Here is a 23,122-nt window from a genome sequence, read left to right on the forward strand (position 1 = left end):
AACGAGCGCTCATGAGCGACGCCGATCGTCCCCCTCATCCGGCCCTACGGGCCACCTTCCCCCTCCAGGGGGGAAGGCCGTGATAGTCGCCTCCCCAACCTCCGCGACGGTCTCAACTCCACTTCCGAAGGGATTCCGCATGCGCAAGCTCGTCGCGACGACGGCTCTCGCTCTGACCGCCGGCCTCGCCTCGCTGGCCGCCCCCGCCGCCCGGGCCGACTCCCTGGGCGTCGGCGACGCCGCTCCGAAGCTCGAAGTGAAGGAGTTCGTCAAGGGCGAGCCGATCAAGGCCCTGGAGCCCGGCAGCGTTTACGTCGTCGAGTTCTGGGCGACGTGGTGCGGGCCCTGCCGCGCCACGATCCCGCACCTCACCGAGCTGCAGAAGAAGCACGGCGACGTGAAGTTCGTCGGCGTGAGCATCTGGGAGCAGGACCCGTCGGCCGTCAAGCCGTTCGTCAAGGAGATGGGCGAGAAGATGGACTACCGCGTCGCCATGGACGCCGTCCCCAAGAACGGCGACAAGGACGGCGACCCGGACGACGGCGCCATGGCCAAGAACTGGATGAAGGCCGCCGAGCTGCAGGGCATCCCCACCGCGTTCATCGTCGGCAAGGACCTCAAAATCCTCTGGATCGGCCACCCCGCCGCGCTCGAGGAGCCGCTGGCCCAGGTCGTCGAGGGCAAGTGGGACGTCGAAAAGGCCATCGCCGACGCCAGGAAGGAGAAGGAGGAGGTCGCCAAGCTCGCCAAGTTCATGCCGAAGCTCCAGAAGGCGATGGAGTCCGACGAACCCAGGCAGATCCTCCAGGTCATCGACGAGATGGTCAAGGAAGTCCCCGCGGCCGAGGAGCGCCTCCGCGGCCTGAAGTTCACCACCCTGGTCCACGCCGGCGAATTCGAGAAGGCCCTGGCGCTCGCCAAGACGATCCTCGAAGGCAAGGCCGGTGAGAACGCCCAGACCCTCAGCCTCATCGCCTGGACGATCGTCGATCCCGAGCTGAAGTCCAAGCCCGACGCCAAGCTGATCGCCTTCGCCCTGGAAGCCGCCAAGAAGGCCGACGAGTTGGAGAAGCAGAAGAGCGCCCCCATCGCCGACACCCTCGCCAAGGCCTACTTCGACTCCGGCGAACCCGCCAAGGCCCTCGAGACCCAGAAGCGCGCCATCAACCTCGCCAAGGGGACCGAGATGGAAGACGACGGCTCCCTCAAGGAACGCCTCGAACAGTACCAGAAGGCCGTCGAAGGCAAGAAGAAGGACTGAGCCTCCAGGCCGAACAACGTTCGCCGCTTCAAACTCGAACGCGGCGAGCGGGCCTTCCTCCCGACTTCCTCCGGCCCCGCCGAGGCACCTGCCCCTCCCTTCTCCCCTCGTGGGAGAAGGTGCCCCGAAGGGCGGATGAGGGGGTCGCAACCGTCAGCCGACCTGGGCAAACGATCCATCAATGCTCATAACTATCACTTCCGTCGACAGCATGACTGCGAAGGCGGTGATCGAGTTCACTTGTCGGTACGGCTCCGGTCGCGGTGTCTGGTCTGAAGCAGCCCCTCAACTGGGCCGAGAATATCACGTCGAGATAGACATCGACCAACCGCTCCATATCGGCGTCAACACCAAGGCGACCGACGACGAAGTCCCTCGCATCGAGGACTCTGGCAGCCAGGTCACGCTCGTCGCCAGAATTGAAAGCCTGTTCGATGACGGAGCGGCGAGCTTGCGGCTCGGGGATTCCCTGATTCTCGTCGCGCTTGAAGGAGCCTTCCCGACGATCGGGTCATGGGTGAAGGTTTCTCTTCCGCACATCAAAGTTTATGAGATGCGGCTCTAATCGAAGGGAGGCGGCGAGCGAGTTGCCACCGACTTCCCGTGAACGCCGACAGTCGTCTTGGTCCCCCTCATCCGGCCCTCCGGGCCACCTTCTCCCACCAGGGGAGAAGGGAGGTTAAGGTAGGGCTTCGCATCGAGGTTCGATCGAACACCCCTGCAAGCCGCCGAGGAGCCTCCGGATGAACCCTGACGAGAACCTCTCCCGCCGCGAGTTCCTGGCCGCCTCCTCGATCGCCCTCGGCGCGGCGGCGGCCGTGGGGTCGAAAGCTTCGGCAGCGGCGGCGGCTGAGCCGGCGAAGCTCGCGTTGCACGGCGGCGCGAAGGCGGTCGTCGAGCGGCTGCCGAAGCTCGTCCGCTGGGGGGGGCCCGAGAAGGGGCGGCTCGACGCGATGCTCGGGCAGGACACGCTCTTCTACTGGAAGGGCCCCCAGACCACCCTGCTGCTCGACCGCTTCCGGAAGATCTGCCCCCTGCCCCAGGCGATGTCCTGTTCGTCCGGGACGGCGGCGCTCCACATCGCCGTGGCCGCCGCGGGGATCGCGCCGGGGGACGAGGTGATCACCAGCCCGATCACCGACATCGGCACGGTGATCGGCGTCCTGTTCCAGCAGGCCGTCCCCGTCTTCGCCGACCTCGGCCGCAACACGTACAACCTCGACCCCGCCGACGTGGAGCGGCGGATCACGCCCAGGACGAAGGCGATCATCGCCGTCCACCTCGCCGGCAACCCCTGCGACCTCGACGCCCTGAAGTCGATCGCGGCCCGCCACAAGCTCGTCCTGATCGAGGACTGCGCCCAGGCCTGGGGAGCGCTCCGGGGCGGGAAGCCGATCGGCACCGAGGGGGACGTCGCCTGCTTCTCGCTCCAGAACTCCAAGCACGTCACCTGCGGCGACGGCGGCGTGGTCGCGTCGGGCGACCCGGCGATCGGGAGGAAGCTCCAGCAGTTCGGCGATAAGGGGATGGACCGCCTGGGCAAGGGCGGACTCTTCGAAACTTTCGCCACCAACTACCGGATGAGCGAGCCCCAGGCCGCCGTCGCCGCTGCGCAGATGGAGCGCGTGGAGTCGATCGTCGAGACCCGCAGCCGGCTGGGCCGCCTCCTCAGCGACGAGTTGGCCGGCGTCAAGGGCGTCGAGCTTCCCCGGATCCGCGACGAAGACCGTTGCTCATTCTGGTTCTACATGCTGCGCGTCCGGCCGGAGGCGCTCCGCTGCGACCGGACCGAGTTCGTCAAGGCGATCGCCGCCGAGGGCGCGCCGGCCTCGGAGGGCTACATCCCCGTGCCGCTCTACGGCAACCCGGTCTTCCAGAACCACGGCTTCTTCGCCGGCCGATGGCCCCTCAAGGAGATGGGCCTGACCGATATGGACTACACCAAGGTCTCCTGCCCCGAGGCCGAGTCGATCCTCAAGACGTGCTTCCGCCTGACGATCCACGAGGGGATGACCGAATCCTACGTCCGCAGCATGGCCGCCGCCGTCCGCAAGGTCGCCGATCATTACGCCTCGTGAATCGTGAACCGAGCCGGATCAGCCCTCATCCCTCATTGGGCTTTTCCGGCTTGGCGGTCCGGCTCGCCTGCTCGCCGCTCGACTTCTTGACCTCGTCGTCGCCGATCCCCGCTTCGAGCTTCTTCCGCGCGAGGTCGTTGGGGTCAAGGTAGCGCGTCGGGTTGAGGGCCATATCGTCGCTGTAGCCGCGGGGCTCCGCCGATCCCAGGCGGCGATAGACGATCCGGCATTCCTTGATCTTGGTAACATCGGACTGGCTGCGGCTGGCAGTCCTGCCCAATTTTGCAACGTTCAGGAAATCGGCCGGCGCCTGCGGGCTGATCTCGGCCGTCTTGGACCCTTCGATCTTGAGCGTGCGCGAGCCGGCGTCCACCTCCTCGGCGCGGACGATCTCGTGCCCCTCAGGGAACTGCTTGTCCATCAACTTCTCGGCCCGCCGCCGATAGTGGGTCGGCCATCGATTCGTGTTCTCGGGCATGCCGACCACGCCGAAGTCCTTATCCTGATAGACGTACCGAACGCTGCCGTCGCTAGCGCATCCCGAGATCAGGCCGACCGATATCGCTGCGAAGGAGATCGAGGCGCGCATGGTATCCTCCCATGGCGGTGCGGATCATCCCTGAGGCGCACTGTCATATCGTGAAAAGAGAGCCCCACGCCGAAAAGCGCGGAGCCTGGTCGATCGTAAGATTCGAGGTGCTCGTCAGAGGTGACGCGAAGGAATCGGCAAAACGCATGCCGACTCGTTTAATAACATCCTCGAAGATCAAGTTCCCATTCCGACAGGAAAAAGATTCAAATCCTCGCCAGCGTCGGCCGAGCAGCGTTGAAAGGCTCGGCGTCGGGTCGCCTCCCCGAATCTCGGAAAGTGCGGCCCGCACCGTTCTCATCGACTCGCCCCAGCCGAGCCTGAGCGTCGCGACGCCTGCTCCTGCTCTGCTCGACGCGACGCTCGCCCCGACACGCCCCCGTATCATCAGTCGGGCCGCAGCCTCATCCGGCATGTCAAATCGACACCCACAAGAATCTGCACAACCTGCCATTTTGACTTAACCGGCCGACCCACGCACCCAGCGATCATGACACAAAGGTCGTCGTCGCAAGAACTTGCAAATCGCACACCGATTGGCGCGCGACATGCTTTTATCATTTTCGCCGGAAATCACTGAAATCTCGTGACGACATGGGACGACCGTCCGGCCGCCTCGTCCCGCTCAGGGAGGAGACCTGTTAGGAGGGACAGCCATGGCGATCCAACGTTGGGATCCGTTCCGCGAGGCGATCAGCCTTCGGGATGCGATGAACAGCTTGTTCCAGGAGAGTTTCATCCGTCCGTCCAGCTTCGGGGCCCAGGACGATCCGCTCGCCCTGCCGATCGACGTCTCGGAGTCGGAGGATGGATTCGTGGTCAAGGCGTCGCTGCCGGGCGTCAAGCCCGAGGACCTGCAGGTCTCCGTCCGCGGCGACACGCTCTCCATCCGAGGGGAGACCTCGGCCGAGGAGGAGAAGCAGGGCGAACGCTGGCACGTCCGCGAACGCCGCTCCGGCACGTTCCAGCGATCCGTGACGCTGAGCGATCCGGTCGACGCCTCCAGGGCGGAATCGTCGTACGAGCACGGCGTCCTGACGCTCCGCCTACCCAAGGCGGAGGCGGCCAAGCCGCAGCAGATCAAGATCGGCGGGGCGGCCCGACCCCAGGTCGACCGGCAGCCGGCGAAGACCTGAGCCGAGTCGATCCGGCGGCCCTGCGACGAGGCTCTCCGCGTCCTTCATGGAGTCGGCGTCCGCTCGATCAGGTCTCGGACGACGTCCCGCGCCTGGGTCGCGAGGCCGAGATCCATGGAGGAGGCGGAGACGACCATCCACGTCCCATTCGGCTGCGGTACGGCGACGATCGTCACGCTGACGGCGTCGTTGCCGCCGGCCACCAGATAGTCCGCGCCGTCGGCCCCCTTGACGACGACCAGCCCCTGCGACTGCAGGGCCTGGTCGGCGAGGGCCAGGCAGCCCTGGAGCGACGAGGGCTTCACGAACGTCCCATACATCACATACATCAGGGGCCTCCCGGTCCCGGCTTGAATCCGACGGGCGTCGGATGTCGATGTCGACAGCCGACGCCGGCCGACACGCCCCCCATTCTGGCGGTTCCCGAACCGTGGAAACAGGCGTCGCCGGAGAAGCGGCGTTCGGATGCTCAGTTCAACGCACTTTTGGGACAGTCTCTCGATCTTCCCGCTGACGGCGCGTGGCTAGGCGACGCCCCCTTCGGATCCTTTCCAGCTCACGACGTCGGCAAGGCTGCCGCGGCTCGCTCGATCCGCCGCCAGACCGATGCACGAATACACAACCGTATATAACACCAGCATCAGCAGTATGAGGAGAAAGGGGAGCTTGGCGTCCTGTTTTTCGTAAACCCCGCCGTAGTCGAGCACGTTCCAGCCGCAGAGCGCGAACAGCAGCCAGATCATAAAGTTCAGTGAAGTCGCCAGGCCGAGCCAGAGGCCGTATCGTTTCCCAGCCAGCGTCTTGAAGCCGCACCAAAGGGGCGGGGCGTCGAAGCAGAGAAAGGCGACGAGCAGATCTCGCACAAAATCACCGGGATGTTTTGGTTTGACGAATCCCGCGAGATAGACGAGGTAATAGATCGCGCCGATTCCGCTGGTCACGAAGCCCAAAAGCAAAAGCGCCGCGCCCGCTTCTCGGACGCGTTCCGGCCGCAAGCACCACTGTCGCATCCGTTCGACGAGGCCCAGGGGTCGAGCCCGGATCGGTTCGTACGCGAGGAAGCGCCGCAGGTCGTCGGCCATCTCGCGAGCGGATGGGTATCGGTTGCCAGGCTCCCTCGCCATCGCCTTGAGGACCAGGGTCTCCAGGTCGACCGGAATCGAGGGATCGATCGACCTGGGCGGCTGGAGCGTCCCCTGGATGATCTTTCGCAGCAGATCCTTTCGGTCTTCGCCGACGAAGGCGGGCTGAAGGGTCAAGAGTTCGTAGAGCGTCGCTCCCAGGGAATAGACGTCGGTGCGACCGTCCACCAGGACCCGGCTCCCCGACGCCTGCTCTGGGCTCATGTACTTCAAGGTTCCGACCAGGTCGCCGGTCCGGGTCAGATCGCTCTCGCCTTCAAGCCGGGCCATCCCGAAGTCGGTGATCCAGAGATGACCGTGGGCGTCGACGAGCAGGTTCGCCGGCTTGATGTCGCGGTGGATGACCTTGAGGCCGTGAGCGTACGCAAGCGCCTCGGCCGCCTGCAGGCCGAGTTCGGCGACCGTCCGGTCATGGGTGCGAGTCCGGGGCCAGGTTTCGGTGTCTTCCAGGGATTTGCTGGTCCGCGGAGGCGGCGTCGCATCCATCGGATCCGTGGGATCGAGGAGAAGCTCGTCCTCGGTCGCGGCACCGGTCGGCTCGGACCACCCGTTCACCATGGAGCGGGTCGTTTCGCTGACCGTCCCCTCAACCTCCAGACCGCGAAGGATCCTCAACTCGCGGGCGACCTCGGCCAGCGTCCGGCCTTCGATCAATTGCATGGCGAGATAAGGGACGCCCCGGTTGTGGCCGATGGAGTAGATCGGCACGATGTTGGGATGAGTCAGAGCGGCCAACACCCGGGCCTCAAGCTGGAACCTCTGAATCCGGTGAGGGTCGGCGATCGAGCTGGTCGTCAGGACCTTGAGCGCCACGCGACGGTTGAGCGACATTTGCACCGCCTCGTAGACGATCCCCATGCCTCCTCGGCCGATCTCTCTCAGGATCCTGAATTCGTCCTGCTCCAATGTATCCGCGCTGTTGATGACGTCGACGAAGTCTCTCCAAGTCTCACCCCCGTCGGTGGGTTCCCTGAGATCGTTCATCCGGGCGATGGCCGACAGCAATGCGCGCAGTTGTTCGGCGTGTTCGGGACGCTCGCGGATGTAGGCTTCCAGATCCGGGCGCTCGCCCGCCCGAAGTCGATCGGCGAAATCGGCGGCCTCCTCGGCCAGGCTCTGCTCCGACTTCCCGACTTCCTGCTTCTCGTCGCCGACGTTCGGGTCGATCATGGTTCGCGGCTCCCGGAGCCGTCTCCGTCTCGCAGCAAGGCCTGAAGGCGCCGGATGGCGCGAAGGTGTCGCATCTTGACGGCCCCGACCTCAAGACCCAGAGCCGCGGCGATCTCGCCGAAGGGAAGCTCTTCCAGATAGCGCATCACCAGCACCTGGCGGTCGCTCAGCGTCAGCCGCCCCAGCGCGGCGAAGATCTGCTCCCGAGAGTCGTCCTGCATCAGGACCTGGCTGGGGCTCGGGCCGCTGGCCGCCAGCCGATCGACCAGCAGCAGCACCGATTCATCGGGGAGGAGAAGGTCCTCCGACTCCTCGCGGCTGACGGCCCGGGCCTTCGACCACAGGTGACGGCGGTGAGCCTGGACAAGACGCTCCAGGGCGAGGCGACGGAGCCACGGATAGAAGGGGATCGGCTGTTCGCGAAGGTAGTCGGGCAGCTTCCGGCTGGCGTCGACCAGAGCTTCCTGGACGATGTCGGAGGGGTCGAAGCGCTTCGCCAGGCGACGGTCCATGTGGACGGCCACCGCGCGTCGCAGTCGGTCCGAATGAAGCATCAGCAGCCGCTGCAACGCCGCATCGTCGCCGCAGTCGACGAGCCGGAGCAATTCCGCGGTCTCGGAGTCAACTTGCGCCATCGCTCGGTCCCCTCGAATCGATCTTCGATCCGGACGACATGATTCACCCGCGCAAGGCCCTCCGCCCCCAACCTCTCGAATCACCTTGCTACGCATCCGGACAGTTTATGTTTGTTTTAATCTTCCATGAACTCGCAAAATCGGGAATCCGCGTGACTTTTCAGGCGAGGCTGCAGGACTCAACGCAAGGGCCCTGGCAGAAGAGCGACTCGACCCTCCCAGACTGATGGGGGCAACCGTGGGTCGATCGGCCCTAATCCGTTACGAGAAAACAATGTACAACGTGCGACGGTTCCAGATGCCCCTCGACTCGGTGTTCCCCCTCTGCGCGGAGGCTCCCCCAGACGACGCCCTGATCAACTCGTGGGGGATCGGACGAAGATTCGGCAAGAGAAACCCGTTCCATGACCGACCGAAGAGTGACGCGTCCAGCTACGGCGGCCTCTGGTTCCACAATCGGAGCGCCCAGACCGTCTTTCTGGCGCTGGCTTATTTCGAAGAAGGAGCCGCGAGGACCGTCGACGGGAATCCGCATCGTCCCGCCGCTGCGGCCCCAGGCGGCTGGCGCGTCTCCGGCTGGTACGCCGTGCCGCCCGGGCAAACGGTCCAGACGACGACGGACATCCGCAGTCGCTGGTACTATTACTATACGGTCACAGCCGACGGCCACGAGCACCGCGGGTACAAGGCCTTCTTCGTCCACCCCCGCGAGGCCTTCTCCTACAACAACGGCGCCCGCCAGGCCCTGATCCTGCCCACCCAGCACCACAGCCGCGGCTTCGTCCAGAAAGACTTCCGGGAAATCGACACCGGGAATCGCAGCCCATTCTTCATGAACCTGGACTGACCTGAACCCGGCCCCGCCCCTCGGCGCGGGCCGGACCGAGATCCGCCCGCGGCGATCAGCCGCCCGTCCCGGGAGCGTACCCCTTCCACACCCACTCGATGGCGTGCGGCAGGAACTGCTGCTGGGCGTTGCCGACGCTGTGCCTGGCTCCCTGGCAGAACAGGTATTGATACTCATATCCTTTGGCCTTCAGCGCTTTGGCCATGCGATTGTTGGCCTCGACCCAGTCGTGCATTCCGTCGCGCATCACGTTGGGGTTGAGCAGGTCCCCGTCGCCGACGGAGATGAACAGCCGGATGGGCTTCTTGGGGCTGTTGGGGATGAGTTCCTCGTGGAAGCCCCAGGCGCCGCCCGGGTACTTAGGATCGAAGGGCCACGCCTGGTTCACGAACGTGCCCGAGGTCGTCAGCACGCGGTGGTACAGGTCGTTGCGGAACCAGGCCATGATGAGGGCCGCGGAGCCGCCGGAGCTATTGCCCATCGCCGCGCGGCCGTTGGGGTCTTTCGTCAGCTTCACCCCGCAGTGCTTCTCCACGCGCGGCAGCACCTCGGTTTCGATGTACTCGGCGTAGTCGCCGTTCATGTTGTCGTATTCCTTGCCGCGCTCGTGACCCTGGGCATCGCCGCCGCCGTTGCCGATGGAGATGAGGACGATCGGCGGAATCCGTTTCTGCTGGATCAGGTTGTCCAGGATCGTCTTGAAGCCGTTGGCCTGGCCGGGGCCGTCGTGGACCACCATGAACGGTGCCTCGGTCCCGGCCTTGTACTGGGCGGGGACGTAGACGCCGATCTTCCGCTGGTAGTCGATGGGGTGCGTCTCAACGATCAGCGTCTTGGGATTGCTGGGGTCCACCTTGCCGAACTCGTTGCGGGCGATGCCGGGATTGAAGAGCTTCGTCTCCTTGGAGTCGATGACCAACTGTTCCACCTTCCCCTCGGGGACCCCATCGACCTTCTTGCGCTCCGGCGCGGGGGTGTAGTTCGGCCCGACGACGAAGTTGTCGTAGGCGTCGAGCGGGGGGTTCTCCCCTTCCTTCAGCACCTTGAACGGCGGCGCGCCCGGGTCGTCGAACTTCCGCGTCGGCGGCTGCGGCCGCGACTGGGCCGACGCCTCGGAGCATGCGAGAACGGCGATGAGAAACGCCATCAGCGATTTGAACATACCATCCCTCGTGGCTTCTTCTCTTGGAGAGCGTCCGAGACGGCGCCGGAGCGAGCGCCGCGAGTCATCCTATTTACCCGATTTCGCAACGGTCGGCACGACTCCACCCGGTTGGCACGAGTATAATCCGTCGTCAATCGACGCGCTCGATTCCCATTGAGGGGACGCGATGGAGCCAACGCACGCGGACCGTTACGACGAGCTCCTCCAACGGATCGGCGAGACGCTTCAAACCGGCCGCTCCCTGGCGATCCAGGCCGTCCACGCCCACATCCTGGAAACCTACTGACGCGTCGGGCGGCACATCGTCGAGTTCGAGCAAGGCGGCAAGGCCAGGGCCGAGTACGGGGCCGGCCTGATCCCTCGCCTGGCGAAGGACCTGACGCTCCGCCACGGCCGGGGCTTCAGCCGCAGCAACGTGTTCAACATGCGGCAGTTCTATCTCGCCTACCCGAAAGTCCAGACGCTGTCTGGACTTTTCAGTTGGTCCCACGTCGTCGAGCTACTCAAGATCGGCGACCCGCTCGAACGCGGCTTCTATGAGAAGCAAATGGCGCTCGAACGCTGGGGCGTCCGGGAGTTGAAGCGGCAGATGCAAAGCGGCCTGTTCCTCCGGCTCGCGGCGAGCAAGGACAGGGAAGGCGTGCTTCAGCTCTCGTCCCAGGGCCAGATCGTCGAGCAACCCGTCGACCTGCACCGCGAGCCGTACATCTTCGAGTTCCCCAAATCCCCGAGGCCGTCGCCCTCTCCGAGACCGAGCTGGAAACCCGGCTTTGCGACCACCTCCAACAGTTCCTCTTCGAACTCGGCAAGGGCTTCACGTTCGTGGGCCGGCAGTATCGCGTCACGATCAACAACACGCACTACCGCGTCGACCTCGTCTTCTACCATCGAATCCTGCGCTGCTTCGTGCTGATCGACCTGAAAATCGACGACGTGCAACACCATGACATCGGCCAGATGAACCTCTACCTCGGCTACTTCGCAGCCGAGGAAAACGTGGAAGGCGACAACCCGCCCATCGGCATCATTCTGACTCGCAACAAGGACGAACTTCTTGTTCAGTACGCCACGTACGGCATGAACAGCCAGCTTTTCGTCCAGAAGTACCAACTCTACTTGCCGAACCGCGAGGAACTCCGCCGCGAACTGGAACGGACTTTGGCCGGAGACGAGGGATGACGCCGTCCATAATGCGAAGACATCGGGTTGAGCCCCTGCCCGCCAGTAACCGGGCGTCAGGCATCGCCCCGCGTCTCCGGGTACAATCGCCCCGGAGGTCTGCATGGAACGACGCTTTTCGCTGGCTGACGGCATGGTCTTGATGGTCGGGCTCGGCCTGGGGTTGGCTCTGATGAAGGTCGCCGACATGGACCGCGAGCTCGCCAGGAGCTGGTCGAGGCTGACCGGAGACGGCATGCACTGGTCGCTCAAGAACCTGCTGGAGGCGGCCTCGGAGTGGGGACTCTTCCTTGGCCTTCCTCTCGGCGCGGGGCTGACGCCCTTCTGCCTGTACTACCAATCGAGAGGTCGGCCCGGATACGCCGCCTGCCTGATCGCGACTGTGGTCCTCGTCCCGACGCTTGTCCTCAGCGGCCTCCTGGTCGCGCTCAACGGCAAACGGCCGAACGACTACCTGGCATGGCACGCCGTCACCACCCCGCTGATCGGCTCCGCGATCCTCTCAAGCTGGGCGACCCTCCGACTCGTGGGCGTGTGGAACCCCGCGCCGTCGTGGCAAGACCGTCTTGGCCGCGCTCTGGGCGTTCTGTGGATCGCCCTTGGCGCGATGGCCGCTTTCTTGCTGTGCACCCAGTTGGTTTGAGCGGGAGCCGGGCTGGGAGAACCTATCCGATGAAGGCGGTCGTCGAAATTCTGATCCGCGGATATGGCAACAGATGGAAGGTGGCAGAACCGTCCGATGCCGGGGCCAGCCACCTGCAACGGTGTGTCGTCGCCCTAAAAATCGACGGCGACGGCAAGAGCGGCTATCACCTGGTGATGAGCCCCGAGGGCTGTTTCACCGCCGACACCTGGCATGAGACGATCGAGGACGCGAAGGACACGGCCCTCGAGATCTTCGGTATCCCACTGGACGGGTGGACGGAGTGATATCTCCTGCCCCACTCGGCTTCTGAAACGTTTCACCCTAATCCTACGGCAACCGATCTCACCAAGCCTGGGGGCAGGCCGGGCCTGTTACTGCGGAATCTTAGGCGACTCCGTCCGCCCACCACGCCGATGATCGGAACGACTCGGGAATTTCGTCCTCCCACGGGTCGATCCCGCGGCACGCCAGTTCCTCGAACCACCGATCTCGCAGTGTTTCAGGAAGCTGGGCGCCGCACCATGGGCAGAAGCGGATTCGGAGCGAAGAAGTCCCCCCGTCGTGAATCATCAGGCCGTACTCTCGCAGGTGAGCCACGTACTCCACAAGGCAATCCGGGCAGTCGTGACGATCTGGATGTTGGTCACAGACCGCCTCGACGTTCCGCCTCATGTCCTCGCAGCAGTGAATTAACACGTTTTGCTCTCGCACCTCCTGTATGTGCCATAACTTTTTTCAACATCGATCCTCAGGCTGTGGTCTCGCTTCAGCACGCCGAAGACTTCCTGCGTGAGTCAGTGGTCCTCGCCCCAGTAGCGATCGAGTTTGAGCCATCCCTCGGCGTCGAAGCGGAGCGGGCTCGGCTGGACGATGACGCGGGCGCCTGCCTCGCTGGAAACATCCTCCAGCGCTGCGGGCGTGAGGAGGATTCGCGTCATCTCGAGCGTGCTGAAGATCATCGCCGCGCGGACGCCTCGCGGGCCTGACGGGCAGATGGCGAGGGCCAGTTCGAGGGCGTCGCGATCGTTCTCGCAGACGATCGGCCGCATGGCCTGGTTGGGGGTCAGGGCCGAGAGGCAGTTCACGGCCGTCCGCTCCCAGTCTACGGCCTCGTCGAAGCGTCGCGTGATGAACTGGCAGAGGCCCACGCCGATCGCATTGCCGTGGCTCCCCTCGGTGAGCCGGCCGCCGATGATCGTTTGGATTCGCGGCATCCACGGCTTCCACGCCCGGCCCTGGACGTATCCGTACGGCGACCTGCCGATCGTCTTTGTGTGCATCCCCTGTCCCGACTTGTCCTTGCCGAGATAGGCGCAGTAGAGCAGGTCCAACTCCATGACCGGGAGAGACGGCATGAGCGCCTTGGAGCGTTCGAGGGCGGCCGCCTCGATGGCGAAGAAGCCGTCGACCGTCGAGACGGGGACGCCGATGATCTCGGCCGTCTCGTCGGCCCCGTTCTCGACGATTCCCAGGCCCCCCGCGATCTTCAACTCGGCCCCGCCGATGGTGCGCCTGGCGGAGATCTCGATGGCGGCCCCGAGCCCGATGCCGGGGATGTGCTTGTGCATCTCGATCGCCCGCATCTTCGAGATCCCGAGCGCGAGGATCTTGGCGAAGCCGGACTCCAGGCCGTAACAACCCTCGGCGAGCGGCACGGGCCAGTCGATGTCCGTGTGCTCCTTGATCCGGTTGACCAGCAGCACCAGGTCGCACGCCAGCGCGTCTTCCGAGACGTAGACCTCGACGTCGCCCACGTTGGCGATGTGTCGCGTCTGCATGTTCGAGAAGACCCGCGCGCCGACCGCATCTTCAGTAACGCCCCGCGAGGCGGCCATCTCGCGTTCGCCCTCGGCCGTCCCCCCGCCGTGCGTCCCCATCGCGGTGAGGATGCGGACCTCTCGGCAATAAGGTTTGAGGAACGCGACGGCCGTGCGGACCACGGTCTGGATGTCGCGGATCCCTCGGCTAGGCATCGTGAGCCCGACGACTTTCCCGGCCAGGTTCTCGGGGACGGGGAAGATCTTGCGGAGTTCCCGAATCACCGCCGCCGGCACGTCGGCCTCTCGGGGCCTGGCGAACTCCTGCTCCACCACGGCGAAGGGGGGCAGGTCCAGGACGCGCGGGCAAAGATCCAGCTTCATGGGGGTCTTCTCAGTTCAGCCGCCGGGAATCGATTCGTTCGCCCTTCGGATCGAGGGCCTTCGATTCTACCGGAGATGACTTCAACATAACCTCTGGCTCCGACCGAAACGGCCGCGGCCCTTGCCGCCGCGCGAGGCCCGCCGCGGAATCTCGCTCCACGAACGCGCCATCCTGTTTCCCGGCGCGGCCCGGTGCGATTAGGATGTCGCGAAGGCATCCACGAACACGGGAGGTGAACGGTCATGCGTAGCTGGATGGCGTTGATCGGCGTGCTTCTCCTGACGTACCCGGCGGACGCGCAAGACCGGGACACGAAGGTCCGCAACGACCGCGCGTCGTTCGTGGGATCGCGGGAGTGGATCTACAACGACCTGGCCGATGGGGCGAAGGTGGCCAAAGAGGCGGACCGGCCGTTGCTGGTCGTCTTTCGCTGCATCCCGTGTGTGGCCTGCCAGAAGTTCGACGACGACGTGGCTCGCCGCGACCCGATCATCCGCGACCTGCTCGACGAGTTCGTCTGCGTCCGCATCGTCCAGGCCAACGTGGTCGACCTCACGCTCTTCCAGCACGACTTCGACCAGTCGTTCGCCGCCTACCTGATGGCCCCGGACCTGACCATCTACGGCCGCTACGGCACCCGATCGAAGCGCCCGGAATACGAGGACATCTCGCTGGAGGGCCTGCGCAAGGCGATGGAGGCCGCGCTCCGCCTGCACAAACAGGGCGCGGCGGCGAAGGCCTCGCTGGCGGGCAAGCAGGTGAAGCAGGAGCGCTACAAGACGCCCCGCGACTACCCCGCGCTCTCAGGCCGGTACGGGGAGCGGATCGACTACGAGGGGAAGACGGCCCAGAGCTGCATGCACTGCCACCAGATCCGCGAGGCCGAGCGGCTCGTCTACCGGGCGTCTAAGGAGCCCATCCCCGACGCCGTGCTCTTCCCGTATCCCGACCCGGCCGTCCTGGGCCTGAAGATGGACCCGCGGGGCATGGCCCTGGTCGAGCAGGTCGAGCCTGGCTCGATCGCCGAGCGGGCCGGGGTGAAGGTCGGCGACGAGTTCGCGACCCTGGCGGGCCAGCCGATGCTGTCGATCGCCGACATCCAGTGGGTGCTCCACAACACCCCCGACCGCGCGAAGATCCCCGCGACGATCACGCGCGGCGGCAAGACCACGGACGCGACGCTCGACCTCCCCGAAGGATGGCGGCGCGCCGACGTCTCGTGGCGAGTGACCACCTGGGACCTCCGGCGCATGGGGCTGGGCGGCCTGAAGCTGGCGGAGTTGGACGCCGCCGACCGCGAGCGGGCCAAGCTGCCGGCCGACGCCATGGCCCTGCGCGTCGAGCACGTCGGCCAGTATGGCGAGCACGCCGCCGCCAAGAAGGCCGGCTTCCAGAAAGGCGACGTTCTCGTCTCCTTCGACGGCCGAACGGCGAAGTCGTCCGAGACCGACCTCATCGCCCACGCCGTCCAGCAAAAGAAGGCCGGCGACGAGGTGGCTGTCGTCGTCCTCCGCAACGGCGAGCGAATGACGCTGAAACTACCGCTTCAGTAGACGAACCTCACGGCGCCAGGCCAAGGGATCTCGATCGCGAGCGGGAATCGAAGCGACGGTCAACCATACGGTCGAGACCGGCGCTGCACCAACGACAAAGGGCGGCCGCAAGTACGACCCGACGACAAACACCCGCTCAAGAAAGGGACCGGCGACCCCGCGAAAGCCGAGTCCGCCCAGATCTGCTTCGACGCCTGGAAGAAAGCCGAAGCCGGGCCCGCCTACGCCGGCAAGAAGGCCGAACGGAAGGAGAGTTTCGGATACAACGGTTATTCGATCTCACCTACCCGAAAGGCCGAACACCGTCTCGCTCTTCGAGCTGGTCGCACGTCGTCTGAACCGCCGCCTCAATAACTGAACGCGCGACCTCGACCGGCCCAAATCCGCCGGGCGAGCGTCGATCGCCGCCGCGGACGACTGCGCTCCCGCTGCGCGAATCGATCGAAATCGCGTCTTCTATCGCCGCGCCGGCCGCGCGGTCCGATCATCAATCGTTTCGAACAGCGCCTTCAAAATGAGTCGCAAGAAGCTAAACCGCCATCCCTATGACAATCGTAGGTTTAATAAATTAGTATTTATGTGCCGTTTTTTTCTAAAAGAACTATGGAATTCTGATTGCTCGCGCATTAACTTCACAAATCTCTCTCCTTTCGCAGTGAGATGACGTGGACGACGCCGGCCGCGGTCGACTGGATTGCCATCGAACCGATCCGTTCTTGAGGCGGGCGCCGCTCATCGGGGCGCGCATTCGATCGTTCTTGATCCCTTGCCACTCACAGGAGCCTTCCGAACATGTCTTCACGTCGCGGGTTCACCTTGATCGAACTGCTGGTGGTGATCGCCATCATCGCAGTTCTGATCGCTCTCCTGCTGCCCGCCGTCCAGTCGGCCCGCGAGGCGGCTCGCCGGGCGCAGTGCGTCAACAACCTGAAGCAGATGGGGTTGGCCCTCGCCAACGCGGAGTCCGCCACCGGCTCCTACCTCCCCGGATTCGGCCCGTACTACAACCAGACCGTCACCGATCCCAGCAACAGCGGCTGCGGCGGTCGGCCCAACGTGCTGGCCCAGCTTCTGCCCTACATGGAAGGGTCGAACACGTACAACACCTTCAACTTCGAGTGGTGCATCAACCTGTACGGGGCGGGCACTCAGAACGATACGGCCCAGACGCAGATCGTCGCGGCGTTCACCTGTCCGTCGGACGCCAACAACGTGAGGCTTTCGAACCTGGGCTACGCCAATTACGTCGCCAGCCTGGGAGCGACGGCCGCCCAGAACCTCGGCACGGCCGCCACGTCGTGGGAGTCGAACACGGCCCGGGCGGGGATCTTCAACTTCACCCAGGACTCGTCCGCGCCCAACGTCTATCCCGTCTACAAGCGGGGCGTTCCGGTGACCGTGGCGGCGGTGATCGACGGCACGAGCAACACGGCGGTCTTCTCCGAGACCCGTCGCGGCAAGGCTTCCACCACGTCCTCGATCAACGGTTACATCGGCGGGATCATGACCGATGATCTGTCGAACGTCTACATCATCAACAACGGCGACCTGGGGATCGCCCCCAACTGCACGTACGGCATGTCGGGCTATTACACCCGCATCGTCTATCGGGGCCTTCAGTACTACCGCAACCTGCCGATGACCGGGTATTACAGCCACACCCTGACCCCGAACTCCAAGTGGTTCGACTGCGGCGTCTTCGGGTCGGCCTTCAACAACGGCCACATGGCCGCTCGCAGCTACCACTCCGGCGGAGTGAACGTGGGCCTGGCCGACGGCTCGGTCCGCTTCGTCAAGGATTCGATCAGCCTTGCGACCTGGATGGCGGTCGGGACCAAGGCCGGCGGCGAAATCGTCAGCGCCGACGCGCTGTGAGTCGTCGTTGCTGGACTCGGATCGCCGCTCGTTGAATCGAGGACTGGGGGGACGGCGCCTCGCGGGCCGTCTCCCTTCCCTTTGACACATCATCCCCGGACGAACAGGCTCGACATGCGTTTTCATCTCCTTGCCGTTGGCGTTGCTCTTCTGGGACTGGTCGGGATCGGCTGCGACAGCTCGCCCGAGACCGAGCCGGTCACCGAGGCCAATCGATCCGCCCACGCGTTGAGCGACGTCGGCGAGTTGTATCGCCAGTACACGTTCGACAAGAAGAAGCCGCCGACGACGATCGCCGATCTCACGCCTCTGGAATCGCTGGCTCCGCTGGGCCTGAAGGCACTCCAGGACGGCTCCGTGATCGCGCGGGCCGGCGTCGTGATCGAGGACGTTCTGGAAGGCCCCGCGACGAAGGATCCGGCCGACGACGTCCTCGCCTACGCCAAGGAGGTCCCCTCCTCCGGCGGTCCCGTGCTCATGCACAATCGGACCATCCGCGAGATGACGGCGGACGAATTCAAGGCCGCCAAGCTCGCCGGCACTGGCGACATGGCCCCCGGCGCTCCCTCGAAGAAGCACTGACGCCGACTCGACATTGAGGGCTCCAGCACGCAGGCATTCGGAGTCAGTTCATTTTCCCACCGACGGCCAGTCGATTCTCCGCTTGGTTGTAGTCTGCGGTTGGATCCGTGATCAATACGGAGCTTCGATCGGCTCGAACTCCATGTCGTTGAAGTCGTGCAGTTCGGTCTGCTGAGCGATTCCTGATTCGTCCAGCCGGCCGGCGAAGAGTTTGCCGGCGGAGGCCCAGACCAGGCGATGGCGGTCGACGTCGGCCCATTCCCAGTCGGGGGAGGCGATGGTTGTGTTGGGGCGGGCGAGTTGGTGTTCGTCCCAGTAGCAGCCCTTGCCGGGCGGGTGGTCGACTTCCTCGTGGGCGAGTTTGCGGAGCGTCCAGCCGCCGGGGGCGGGCTTCTCGAAGACGCTCAGGATCTTCCATTTGCCGAGCTTTTCGCGACGGACCAGCGTCCAGCCGTCGCGGAGGAGTCGCACGTAATAGACGCCCAGGCATTCGCCGCCGAAATCGGTACGCGGATTGTATTGGGAGTCGCGCCGGACCTCGCGCGAATCTCGAATCGGGGTGTGGCCGGATCCGTCGTTGAGCCAGTATCGGCCGTTGGCGGTGAACAGGCCGCCGCCGTGCCAGCAGTCCCCCTTGGCGAGCAGGGTCACGGCTTTCAGGTACGGCGCCCGTGAGATCGCCGTCCACGATCCCCGGGCCTCGCCGTCCCAATGGCCGTTCATGGCGAAATAGATCAGGTGCTTCCCGTCCGGGGAGAGGTCGGCGCGGCGCTCGTAGATCCGCCCGTGGAGCCACTGGCCGAGTTGGAACTCGTCCGTCGCCCGATCCCAGAGCAGCGTGCAGACCTGCTTCGACGGCCCGCGCCGGATGACGACGCCGAGCGGGGCCTCGCGGGCGAGCAGGACGTGGATACGCGGGGGGAATACGGTCGGCGGCGACATTGCGCGATCCTCCGACGCAGCGAGGATTGGCCGTGCAGGCGAGCGACGACTCGAACGATTACAGCGATTGCACACCCTCGCTTCGAGGGCGATTTCTCGTTGCGCCAATGCATTTCTGCGCCACTTTATTTGATGGAGGACGATCTTTGACAACTCGAGGTTCGGTGTCGTCAGGGCGAGACGACAGGGCGGATGCTCGTGTGAAATGACACGACTCGCTCAACATCACCAACGCCCGCCGGAAGCCGTTTTCCGGATTGAGGGGTGAAATTGGGTGCCATGGCCACGCTGGTGTGGCCATGCGATCGGCGACGGTCGTGCAACCGTCCCACACCGGTTCATGGCCACGCCAGCGTGGCCATGGCACCCAGATTCGTTTTTCTGCGGTGGTGCTGAGCAACGAGTGACCGCGAGAGTGGTCGAACGAAGCCGCCGCTCGAGCCGGACGACCTGGCGTCAACCGGCCTTGTGATTAGGACTTGCGACGATCGGATTCGAGCGCGGCGTCGCGCGAAGAAAGCCAATCGGAGCCAGACTTCTCGTCAGGGAGCCGCGGGCCTGGGGTTCCTGGCGAAGTAGGACTTCAGGAGCGCCCCGCGGTCGGTGAGGGTGGGGCTGGGTTTGGGGTCGTCGGGGTTGGAGGTGTGCTCGAAGCTCCAGCCGGGCCATTCGCGGTAGGCGTGGTAGGCCCAGTCCCAGCCGTACTCCTCCATGATGTCGATGACGTCGCGGAGGTAGTCGCGGGCGCTGCTGCCGGGGGCCCAGCGGATGGCGCTGAATTCGCCGATGTAGATGGGGACGTTGTAGTCGCGCTCGAAGCGGCGGGCGGGCTCCAACGCTCGGCGGAGGTCCTCCTTATCCCAGCGCTTCCCCTCGATCACCCCCGGGTAAGACAGCCCCGTCGGGTTGCCGTGAACCCCCTGGTGGGTGAACTTGTGGGGTAGGTACATGTGGACGCTGTAAACCACGCCGTCGATCCCCGGCAGGGGCTCGAAGTCGTCGAGGCCGTCGGGGCCTCCCCAGGGGGCGGGCTCGACGATGATCGCCTTCTTCTGGTCGATCGCCCGGACGCGCCTGGCGGCTTCGAGAGCCAGCTCGGGCCAGTTGCGGAGGCCGTCCGGGAGCATGCCCAAGACGGGCTCGTTGACGAGGTCGTAACCCCAGACGACGGGGTCGTCGCGGAAGCGTTTGGCGATCTTCTCCCAGACCTTCAGGAAGTGCTCCTGGTGCTCGGCCTTGCGGAACATCCCCATGACGCTTGTGCCCTGTTCGCGGCCGCCGGGAGGAGTGTGCACGTCGATCAGGACGGTGATCCCCTCCTGCCGGCAGACGGGGGTGAGCCGGGCGAGGCGGTCCAGCTCGCCGTCGAGCCAGCGGTCGTACTCGGCGGGCGTCGCCTTGTCGGCCGGGCCGTTGGGGAAGCCTCCCCAGAGGAGCTGCCAGCGGACATGGTTCGCCCCGTACTTGCGGGCCAGGTCGCGGAGGTCGTCGGCGTCGACCTTCGTGCCGATCATCACGCCCCGAAGTCGGCCCGGCCCGTGGCGGGGGTCGGGCTTGGAGGCGCTCGCCGAGGCTACAGCCGGGCGTCGCGGGGGGAGGATCGTCAGGGTCACGTCGTCGAAGGCCACGCGCCCGGTCGTCGCCTCCAGGCCGAGGGTCAGGTCGACCGACGAGGCGTCGTCCGGGACGGCCCGGGTGAAGCCGACGCGGGTCCAGCCGAAGCTGCCGGTATCGACGGGGGCCTGCGGCCACTCGTCGCCGGCCCCGCCCTTCAGGTGGAGCATCACCTTCACGCCGTTGTACGACTTCGGCGGCTTGGCCACGTCGTCGGCCTTCACGTAAGCCTCGACCCGCACCCGGGTGCCGCGGAGCTTCTCGACGGGCAAGCTCCAGCGGACGGACGTTGACCCCGCCCCCGCCGAGGCCGGCCGGTCAACCACCAGCGCCGAGGTCCCCGACCTACCGGCCCCCTTCTCGACCCTCGCCCCGTCCTTCGAGGCCGACGCCCCCTCCAGGGGCTTCGCCTCGTCGAACGACCGGGAGAAGACGGGCCCCGAATCCCCGAGCAAGACCAATGACGCCGCGACCGCCAACGTTCCCAACATGACCATCGCTCCCGCCTCCCGCGACCGTCCGCGGCCGAGGGCCGGCGACCCCGAGGCTATCACGCGCAGGGAGTCGCCGCCACCGGGGAGACTCGGCCCTCCGGGTCGGTTAAGCTCGGCAGACGACGGTCCAGATCTTCCTGCTTCTCACCCCGCCTCAGGAGACCCCCGACGTGGCCGCCATCGCCAAGCCCTCCCGCCGTCGCCGCAGCGCCGCCTGGCTCGCCGCCGGGCTGGCCGCCGCCCTGATCGCAAGCCCCGCTGCCCGCGCCCAGGCCGTCAAGGACGAGCCCAAGGCCAAGGCCGACGCCAAGCCCGCCGCCAAGAAGGCCGCCCGGTATGAGGTCCCGCCGACGTACGCCAACGTCCATTACGGCGACCACGAGCGCCAGGTGCTCGACTTCTTCAAGGCCGACTCGCCGACCCCGACCCCGCTGGTGGTGAACATCCACGGCGGCGGCTGGGTCGCCGGCGACAAGGTGGGCGTGGGGGGCCTGAAGAGGTACCTCGCCAACGGGATCTCGGTCGCCTCGATCAACTACCGGTACATCAAGCAGGCTGAGGAACAAGGGCTCAAGCCGCCGGTGAAGGGTCCTCTGGAAGACGCCGCGCGGGCCATCCAGTTCCTGCGGTCGAAGGCCGGCGAGTGGAACATCGACAAGACGAAGATCGCCGCCACCGGCGGGTCGGCCGGCGCCTGCTCGTCGCTCTGGCTGGCCTTCCACGACGATATGGCCAAGCCCGACAGCCCCGACCCCGTCGCCCGCGAGTCCACCCGGCTGTTCACCGCGGCCGTCAGCGGCGCCCAGACCTCGCTCGAGCCCAAGCAGCTCCGCGAGTGGATCCCCAACATGCGATACGGCGGCCACGCCTTCGGCTTCTCAGGCCCCGGCGGCAACGGCCGCGACAGCCAGTTCCAGAAGTTCTACGACCACCGCGACGAGGTGGCCGATTGGATCAAGGAATACTCGCCCATCGCCCACGTCACCCGCGACGATCCGCCGATCTTTATGATCTACCCCGCCCAGGACAAGCCGCCGGTGAAGGGCGAGGAGCAAAAGGACCCCACCCACACCGCGCTCCTCGGCCTGATCCTCGAGGAGAAGCTCAAGGCCGAAGGCGTCGAGAGCCGCCTGGACTACATCGGCCGCAAGGACCCCGAGTTCCCCGACATCCCCAGCTACCTCATCGCCAAGCTCAAGCCGGCCAAGCCCTGAGCGACGGACGTCGAACCCAGGGGCCGGTTCGCATCACCCAGGACCGATGCGAATCGGCCCTCTCCCTAGCGGCCGCATCGGCCGAGTCGAGGGCCATCATCATGAGCGACGGAATCGAGCGGTTGACCGGGGACCTCAAGAACGCCGCGGGCGAAGTCGTCGCCCCCAGGATCGCCGTGGAGCTCGACACGCTGGGCGAGATTCACGTCGCCGTCTTCCAGATCGCCCGTTCGCTCGTCAAGGAGAACGAGGCCGTGGTGCTGGAAGTCGCAAGCGGGCGCGTGATCGAGCTGTTTCTGCTCAGGGACAGCTTCCAGCCCGACGGCTCGGTGCGAGCCGCCGTGGTGAAGGACAGCGGCCGTCGGGGTTACGGCCTGGGCCTGGAGCTGTCAACGGATTGAGCGACGGCCGCCGACGCGCTCTCACCGCAGCAGGAAAGCCCGAGTCCGGGAGCGGACGTCCTCCCAGTCGAGGTGCTCCTGGAACCCCTCATTGGTCCAGAACTCCATGTCGAAGTCTTCGCCCCCCAGGCTGCGGCGGGCGAGGATCTCGTCGATCCCCTCGACCAACTGGAGCACGGCGAGGTTGGTCTCGGGATAGGCCTCGCGGATGCAGCGGAGGAAGTTGCCAAGCTCCTCGGCCAGCGCCGCCGGGACGGCGACGTCCTGATCCATCCGCGCGATCGTGTTCTCGGGCTCGTCCGCCAGCGCCGCCAGGACCGCGTAAAGCTCGCGAAACCACCAGAAATGCCCGCCCGCGATCTCCTGCTCAAGCATCATGGCGAATCACTCCACCAACCGTCGCGATGGCTCCACGCGACCGAATCCTCAACCCGTGGGTCGTCGTCGACCGCGCCTT

Annotated in this window: 22 protein-coding genes and 1 pseudogene; 13 read left to right on the plus strand and 10 right to left on the minus strand. The window is 65.6% G+C overall.

All coding sequences use genetic code 11. The features are described 5' to 3' along the window. Positions 1-139 precede the first annotated feature (139 nt). The 3 genes from G5C50_RS11630 to G5C50_RS11640 all read left to right on the plus strand — a co-directional run bounded on the left by G5C50_RS11630 (position 140) and on the right by G5C50_RS11640 (position 3,339). Complete coding sequence (locus G5C50_RS11630; RefSeq protein WP_165069248.1) at positions 140-1,261, plus strand: TlpA family protein disulfide reductase; 1,122 nt, start codon at positions 140-142, stop codon at positions 1,259-1,261. A 181-nt stretch (positions 1,262-1,442) separates the two neighbouring features. After that, positions 1,443-1,826, plus strand: coding sequence for a hypothetical protein (locus tag G5C50_RS11635; protein ID WP_165069250.1), 384 nt, complete (start codon positions 1,443-1,445; stop codon positions 1,824-1,826). A 178-nt stretch (positions 1,827-2,004) separates the two neighbouring features. Further along, positions 2,005-3,339, plus strand: a complete 1,335-nt coding sequence (locus G5C50_RS11640; RefSeq protein WP_165069252.1) for a DegT/DnrJ/EryC1/StrS family aminotransferase — start codon at positions 2,005-2,007, stop codon at positions 3,337-3,339. Positions 3,340-3,364: 25 nt separating this feature from the next. On the opposite strand, the gene G5C50_RS11645 is transcribed toward G5C50_RS11640, so the two are convergent. Then, positions 3,365-3,928, minus strand: coding sequence for a hypothetical protein (locus tag G5C50_RS11645; protein WP_165069254.1), 564 nt, complete (start codon positions 3,926-3,928; stop codon positions 3,365-3,367). Between the two features lie 656 nt (positions 3,929-4,584). Between G5C50_RS11645 and G5C50_RS11650 the strand changes: the two genes are divergently transcribed. Continuing rightward, positions 4,585-5,064, plus strand: a complete 480-nt coding sequence (locus tag G5C50_RS11650; protein ID WP_165069256.1) for an Hsp20/alpha crystallin family protein — start codon at positions 4,585-4,587, stop codon at positions 5,062-5,064. 44 nt (positions 5,065-5,108) lie between these two features. Here G5C50_RS11650 and G5C50_RS11655 read toward each other — a convergent pair whose 3' ends face one another. From G5C50_RS11655 to G5C50_RS11665, 3 genes are all read right to left on the minus strand, one after another. Further along, positions 5,109-5,393 carry a hypothetical protein gene (locus tag G5C50_RS11655; protein WP_165069258.1) on the minus strand — a complete coding sequence of 95 codons (285 nt, stop codon included), beginning with the start codon at positions 5,391-5,393 and terminating at the stop codon, positions 5,109-5,111. A 195-nt stretch (positions 5,394-5,588) separates the two neighbouring features. Further along, positions 5,589-7,376, minus strand: coding sequence for a serine/threonine protein kinase (locus G5C50_RS11660; RefSeq protein WP_165069260.1), 1,788 nt, complete (start codon positions 7,374-7,376; stop codon positions 5,589-5,591). Beyond that, positions 7,373-8,011, minus strand: coding sequence for a sigma-70 family RNA polymerase sigma factor (locus tag G5C50_RS11665; RefSeq protein ID WP_165069262.1), 639 nt, complete (start codon positions 8,009-8,011; stop codon positions 7,373-7,375). Before G5C50_RS11665 ends, G5C50_RS11660 begins: the two co-directional genes overlap by 4 nt. A gap of 274 nt (positions 8,012-8,285) precedes the next feature. On the opposite strand from G5C50_RS11665, the gene G5C50_RS11670 reads away from it, so the two are divergent. Further along, on the plus strand, positions 8,286-8,858 hold the full coding sequence (locus G5C50_RS11670) for a DUF1036 domain-containing protein (protein ID WP_165069264.1): 573 nt from the start codon (positions 8,286-8,288) through the stop codon (positions 8,856-8,858). Positions 8,859-8,913: 55 nt separating this feature from the next. On the opposite strand, the gene G5C50_RS11675 is transcribed toward G5C50_RS11670, so the two are convergent. Then, positions 8,914-10,020: an alpha/beta hydrolase gene (locus G5C50_RS11675; RefSeq protein WP_165069266.1), complete on the minus strand. Its 1,107-nt coding sequence runs from the start codon at positions 10,018-10,020 to the stop codon at positions 8,914-8,916. Between the two features lie 169 nt (positions 10,021-10,189). Here G5C50_RS11675 and G5C50_RS33210 point away from each other — a divergent pair. From G5C50_RS33210 to G5C50_RS11690, 3 genes and pseudogenes are all read left to right on the plus strand, one after another. Next, positions 10,190-11,202 (plus strand): annotated as a pseudogene (locus tag G5C50_RS33210) (PDDEXK nuclease domain-containing protein). Between the two features lie 103 nt (positions 11,203-11,305). Then, positions 11,306-11,845 carry a hypothetical protein gene (locus G5C50_RS11685; protein WP_165069268.1) on the plus strand — a complete coding sequence of 180 codons (540 nt, stop codon included), beginning with the start codon at positions 11,306-11,308 and terminating at the stop codon, positions 11,843-11,845. A 29-nt stretch (positions 11,846-11,874) separates the two neighbouring features. Further along, a complete protein-coding gene (locus tag G5C50_RS11690; RefSeq protein WP_165069270.1) occupies positions 11,875-12,132 on the plus strand; it encodes a hypothetical protein in 258 nt (85 codons plus the stop codon). Between the two features lie 100 nt (positions 12,133-12,232). Here G5C50_RS11690 and G5C50_RS33215 read toward each other — a convergent pair whose 3' ends face one another. Together G5C50_RS33215 and G5C50_RS11695 are read right to left on the minus strand one after the other, a co-directional pair. Then, positions 12,233-12,559, minus strand: coding sequence for a DUF6980 family protein (locus tag G5C50_RS33215; RefSeq protein ID WP_407673524.1), 327 nt, complete (start codon positions 12,557-12,559; stop codon positions 12,233-12,235). A gap of 83 nt (positions 12,560-12,642) precedes the next feature. Next, complete coding sequence (locus G5C50_RS11695) at positions 12,643-13,989, minus strand: DUF2088 domain-containing protein (protein WP_165069273.1); 1,347 nt, start codon at positions 13,987-13,989, stop codon at positions 12,643-12,645. Between the two features lie 243 nt (positions 13,990-14,232). On the opposite strand from G5C50_RS11695, the gene G5C50_RS11700 reads away from it, so the two are divergent. The 3 genes from G5C50_RS11700 (at position 14,233) to G5C50_RS11710 (ending at position 18,000) form a co-directional block, all read left to right on the plus strand. Further along, positions 14,233-15,543 (plus strand): Trx7/PDZ domain-containing (seleno)protein, encoded by a 1,311-nt coding sequence (locus G5C50_RS11700; protein ID WP_165069275.1) that lies wholly within the window; start codon positions 14,233-14,235, stop codon positions 15,541-15,543. Between the two features lie 792 nt (positions 15,544-16,335). After that, on the plus strand, positions 16,336-17,418 hold the full coding sequence (locus G5C50_RS11705) for a DUF1559 family PulG-like putative transporter (RefSeq protein ID WP_165069276.1): 1,083 nt from the start codon (positions 16,336-16,338) through the stop codon (positions 17,416-17,418). A 114-nt stretch (positions 17,419-17,532) separates the two neighbouring features. After that, positions 17,533-18,000, plus strand: coding sequence for a hypothetical protein (locus G5C50_RS11710; RefSeq protein ID WP_165069278.1), 468 nt, complete (start codon positions 17,533-17,535; stop codon positions 17,998-18,000). Between the two features lie 111 nt (positions 18,001-18,111). Here the strand turns inward: G5C50_RS11710 and G5C50_RS11715 are convergent, their stop codons facing one another. Together G5C50_RS11715 and G5C50_RS11720 are read right to left on the minus strand one after the other, a co-directional pair. Further along, the gene (locus G5C50_RS11715; protein ID WP_165069280.1) at positions 18,112-18,942 is read right to left on the minus strand and encodes a hypothetical protein; all 831 of its coding nucleotides are present in this window, start codon (positions 18,940-18,942) and stop codon (positions 18,112-18,114) included. A 542-nt stretch (positions 18,943-19,484) separates the two neighbouring features. Beyond that, entirely contained in the window at positions 19,485-21,047 is a 1,563-nt protein-coding gene (locus tag G5C50_RS11720; protein WP_165069282.1) for a glycoside hydrolase family 5 protein, read from the minus strand. 173 nt (positions 21,048-21,220) lie between these two features. On the opposite strand from G5C50_RS11720, the gene G5C50_RS11725 reads away from it, so the two are divergent. Further along, complete coding sequence (locus G5C50_RS11725; protein WP_261349441.1) at positions 21,221-22,264, plus strand: alpha/beta hydrolase family protein; 1,044 nt, start codon at positions 21,221-21,223, stop codon at positions 22,262-22,264. Between the two features lie 101 nt (positions 22,265-22,365). After that, positions 22,366-22,665, plus strand: a complete 300-nt coding sequence (locus G5C50_RS11730; protein ID WP_165069284.1) for a hypothetical protein — start codon at positions 22,366-22,368, stop codon at positions 22,663-22,665. Positions 22,666-22,686: 21 nt separating this feature from the next. Here the strand turns inward: G5C50_RS11730 and G5C50_RS11735 are convergent, their stop codons facing one another. Further along, entirely contained in the window at positions 22,687-23,043 is a 357-nt protein-coding gene (locus G5C50_RS11735; protein WP_165069286.1) for a hypothetical protein, read from the minus strand. Between the last annotated feature and the right edge of the window lie 79 nt (positions 23,044-23,122).

The sequence above is a fragment of the Paludisphaera rhizosphaerae genome (genome assembly GCF_011065895.1).
In the GTDB taxonomy this organism is placed as follows: Bacteria; Planctomycetota; Planctomycetia; order Isosphaerales; family Isosphaeraceae; genus Paludisphaera; species Paludisphaera rhizosphaerae.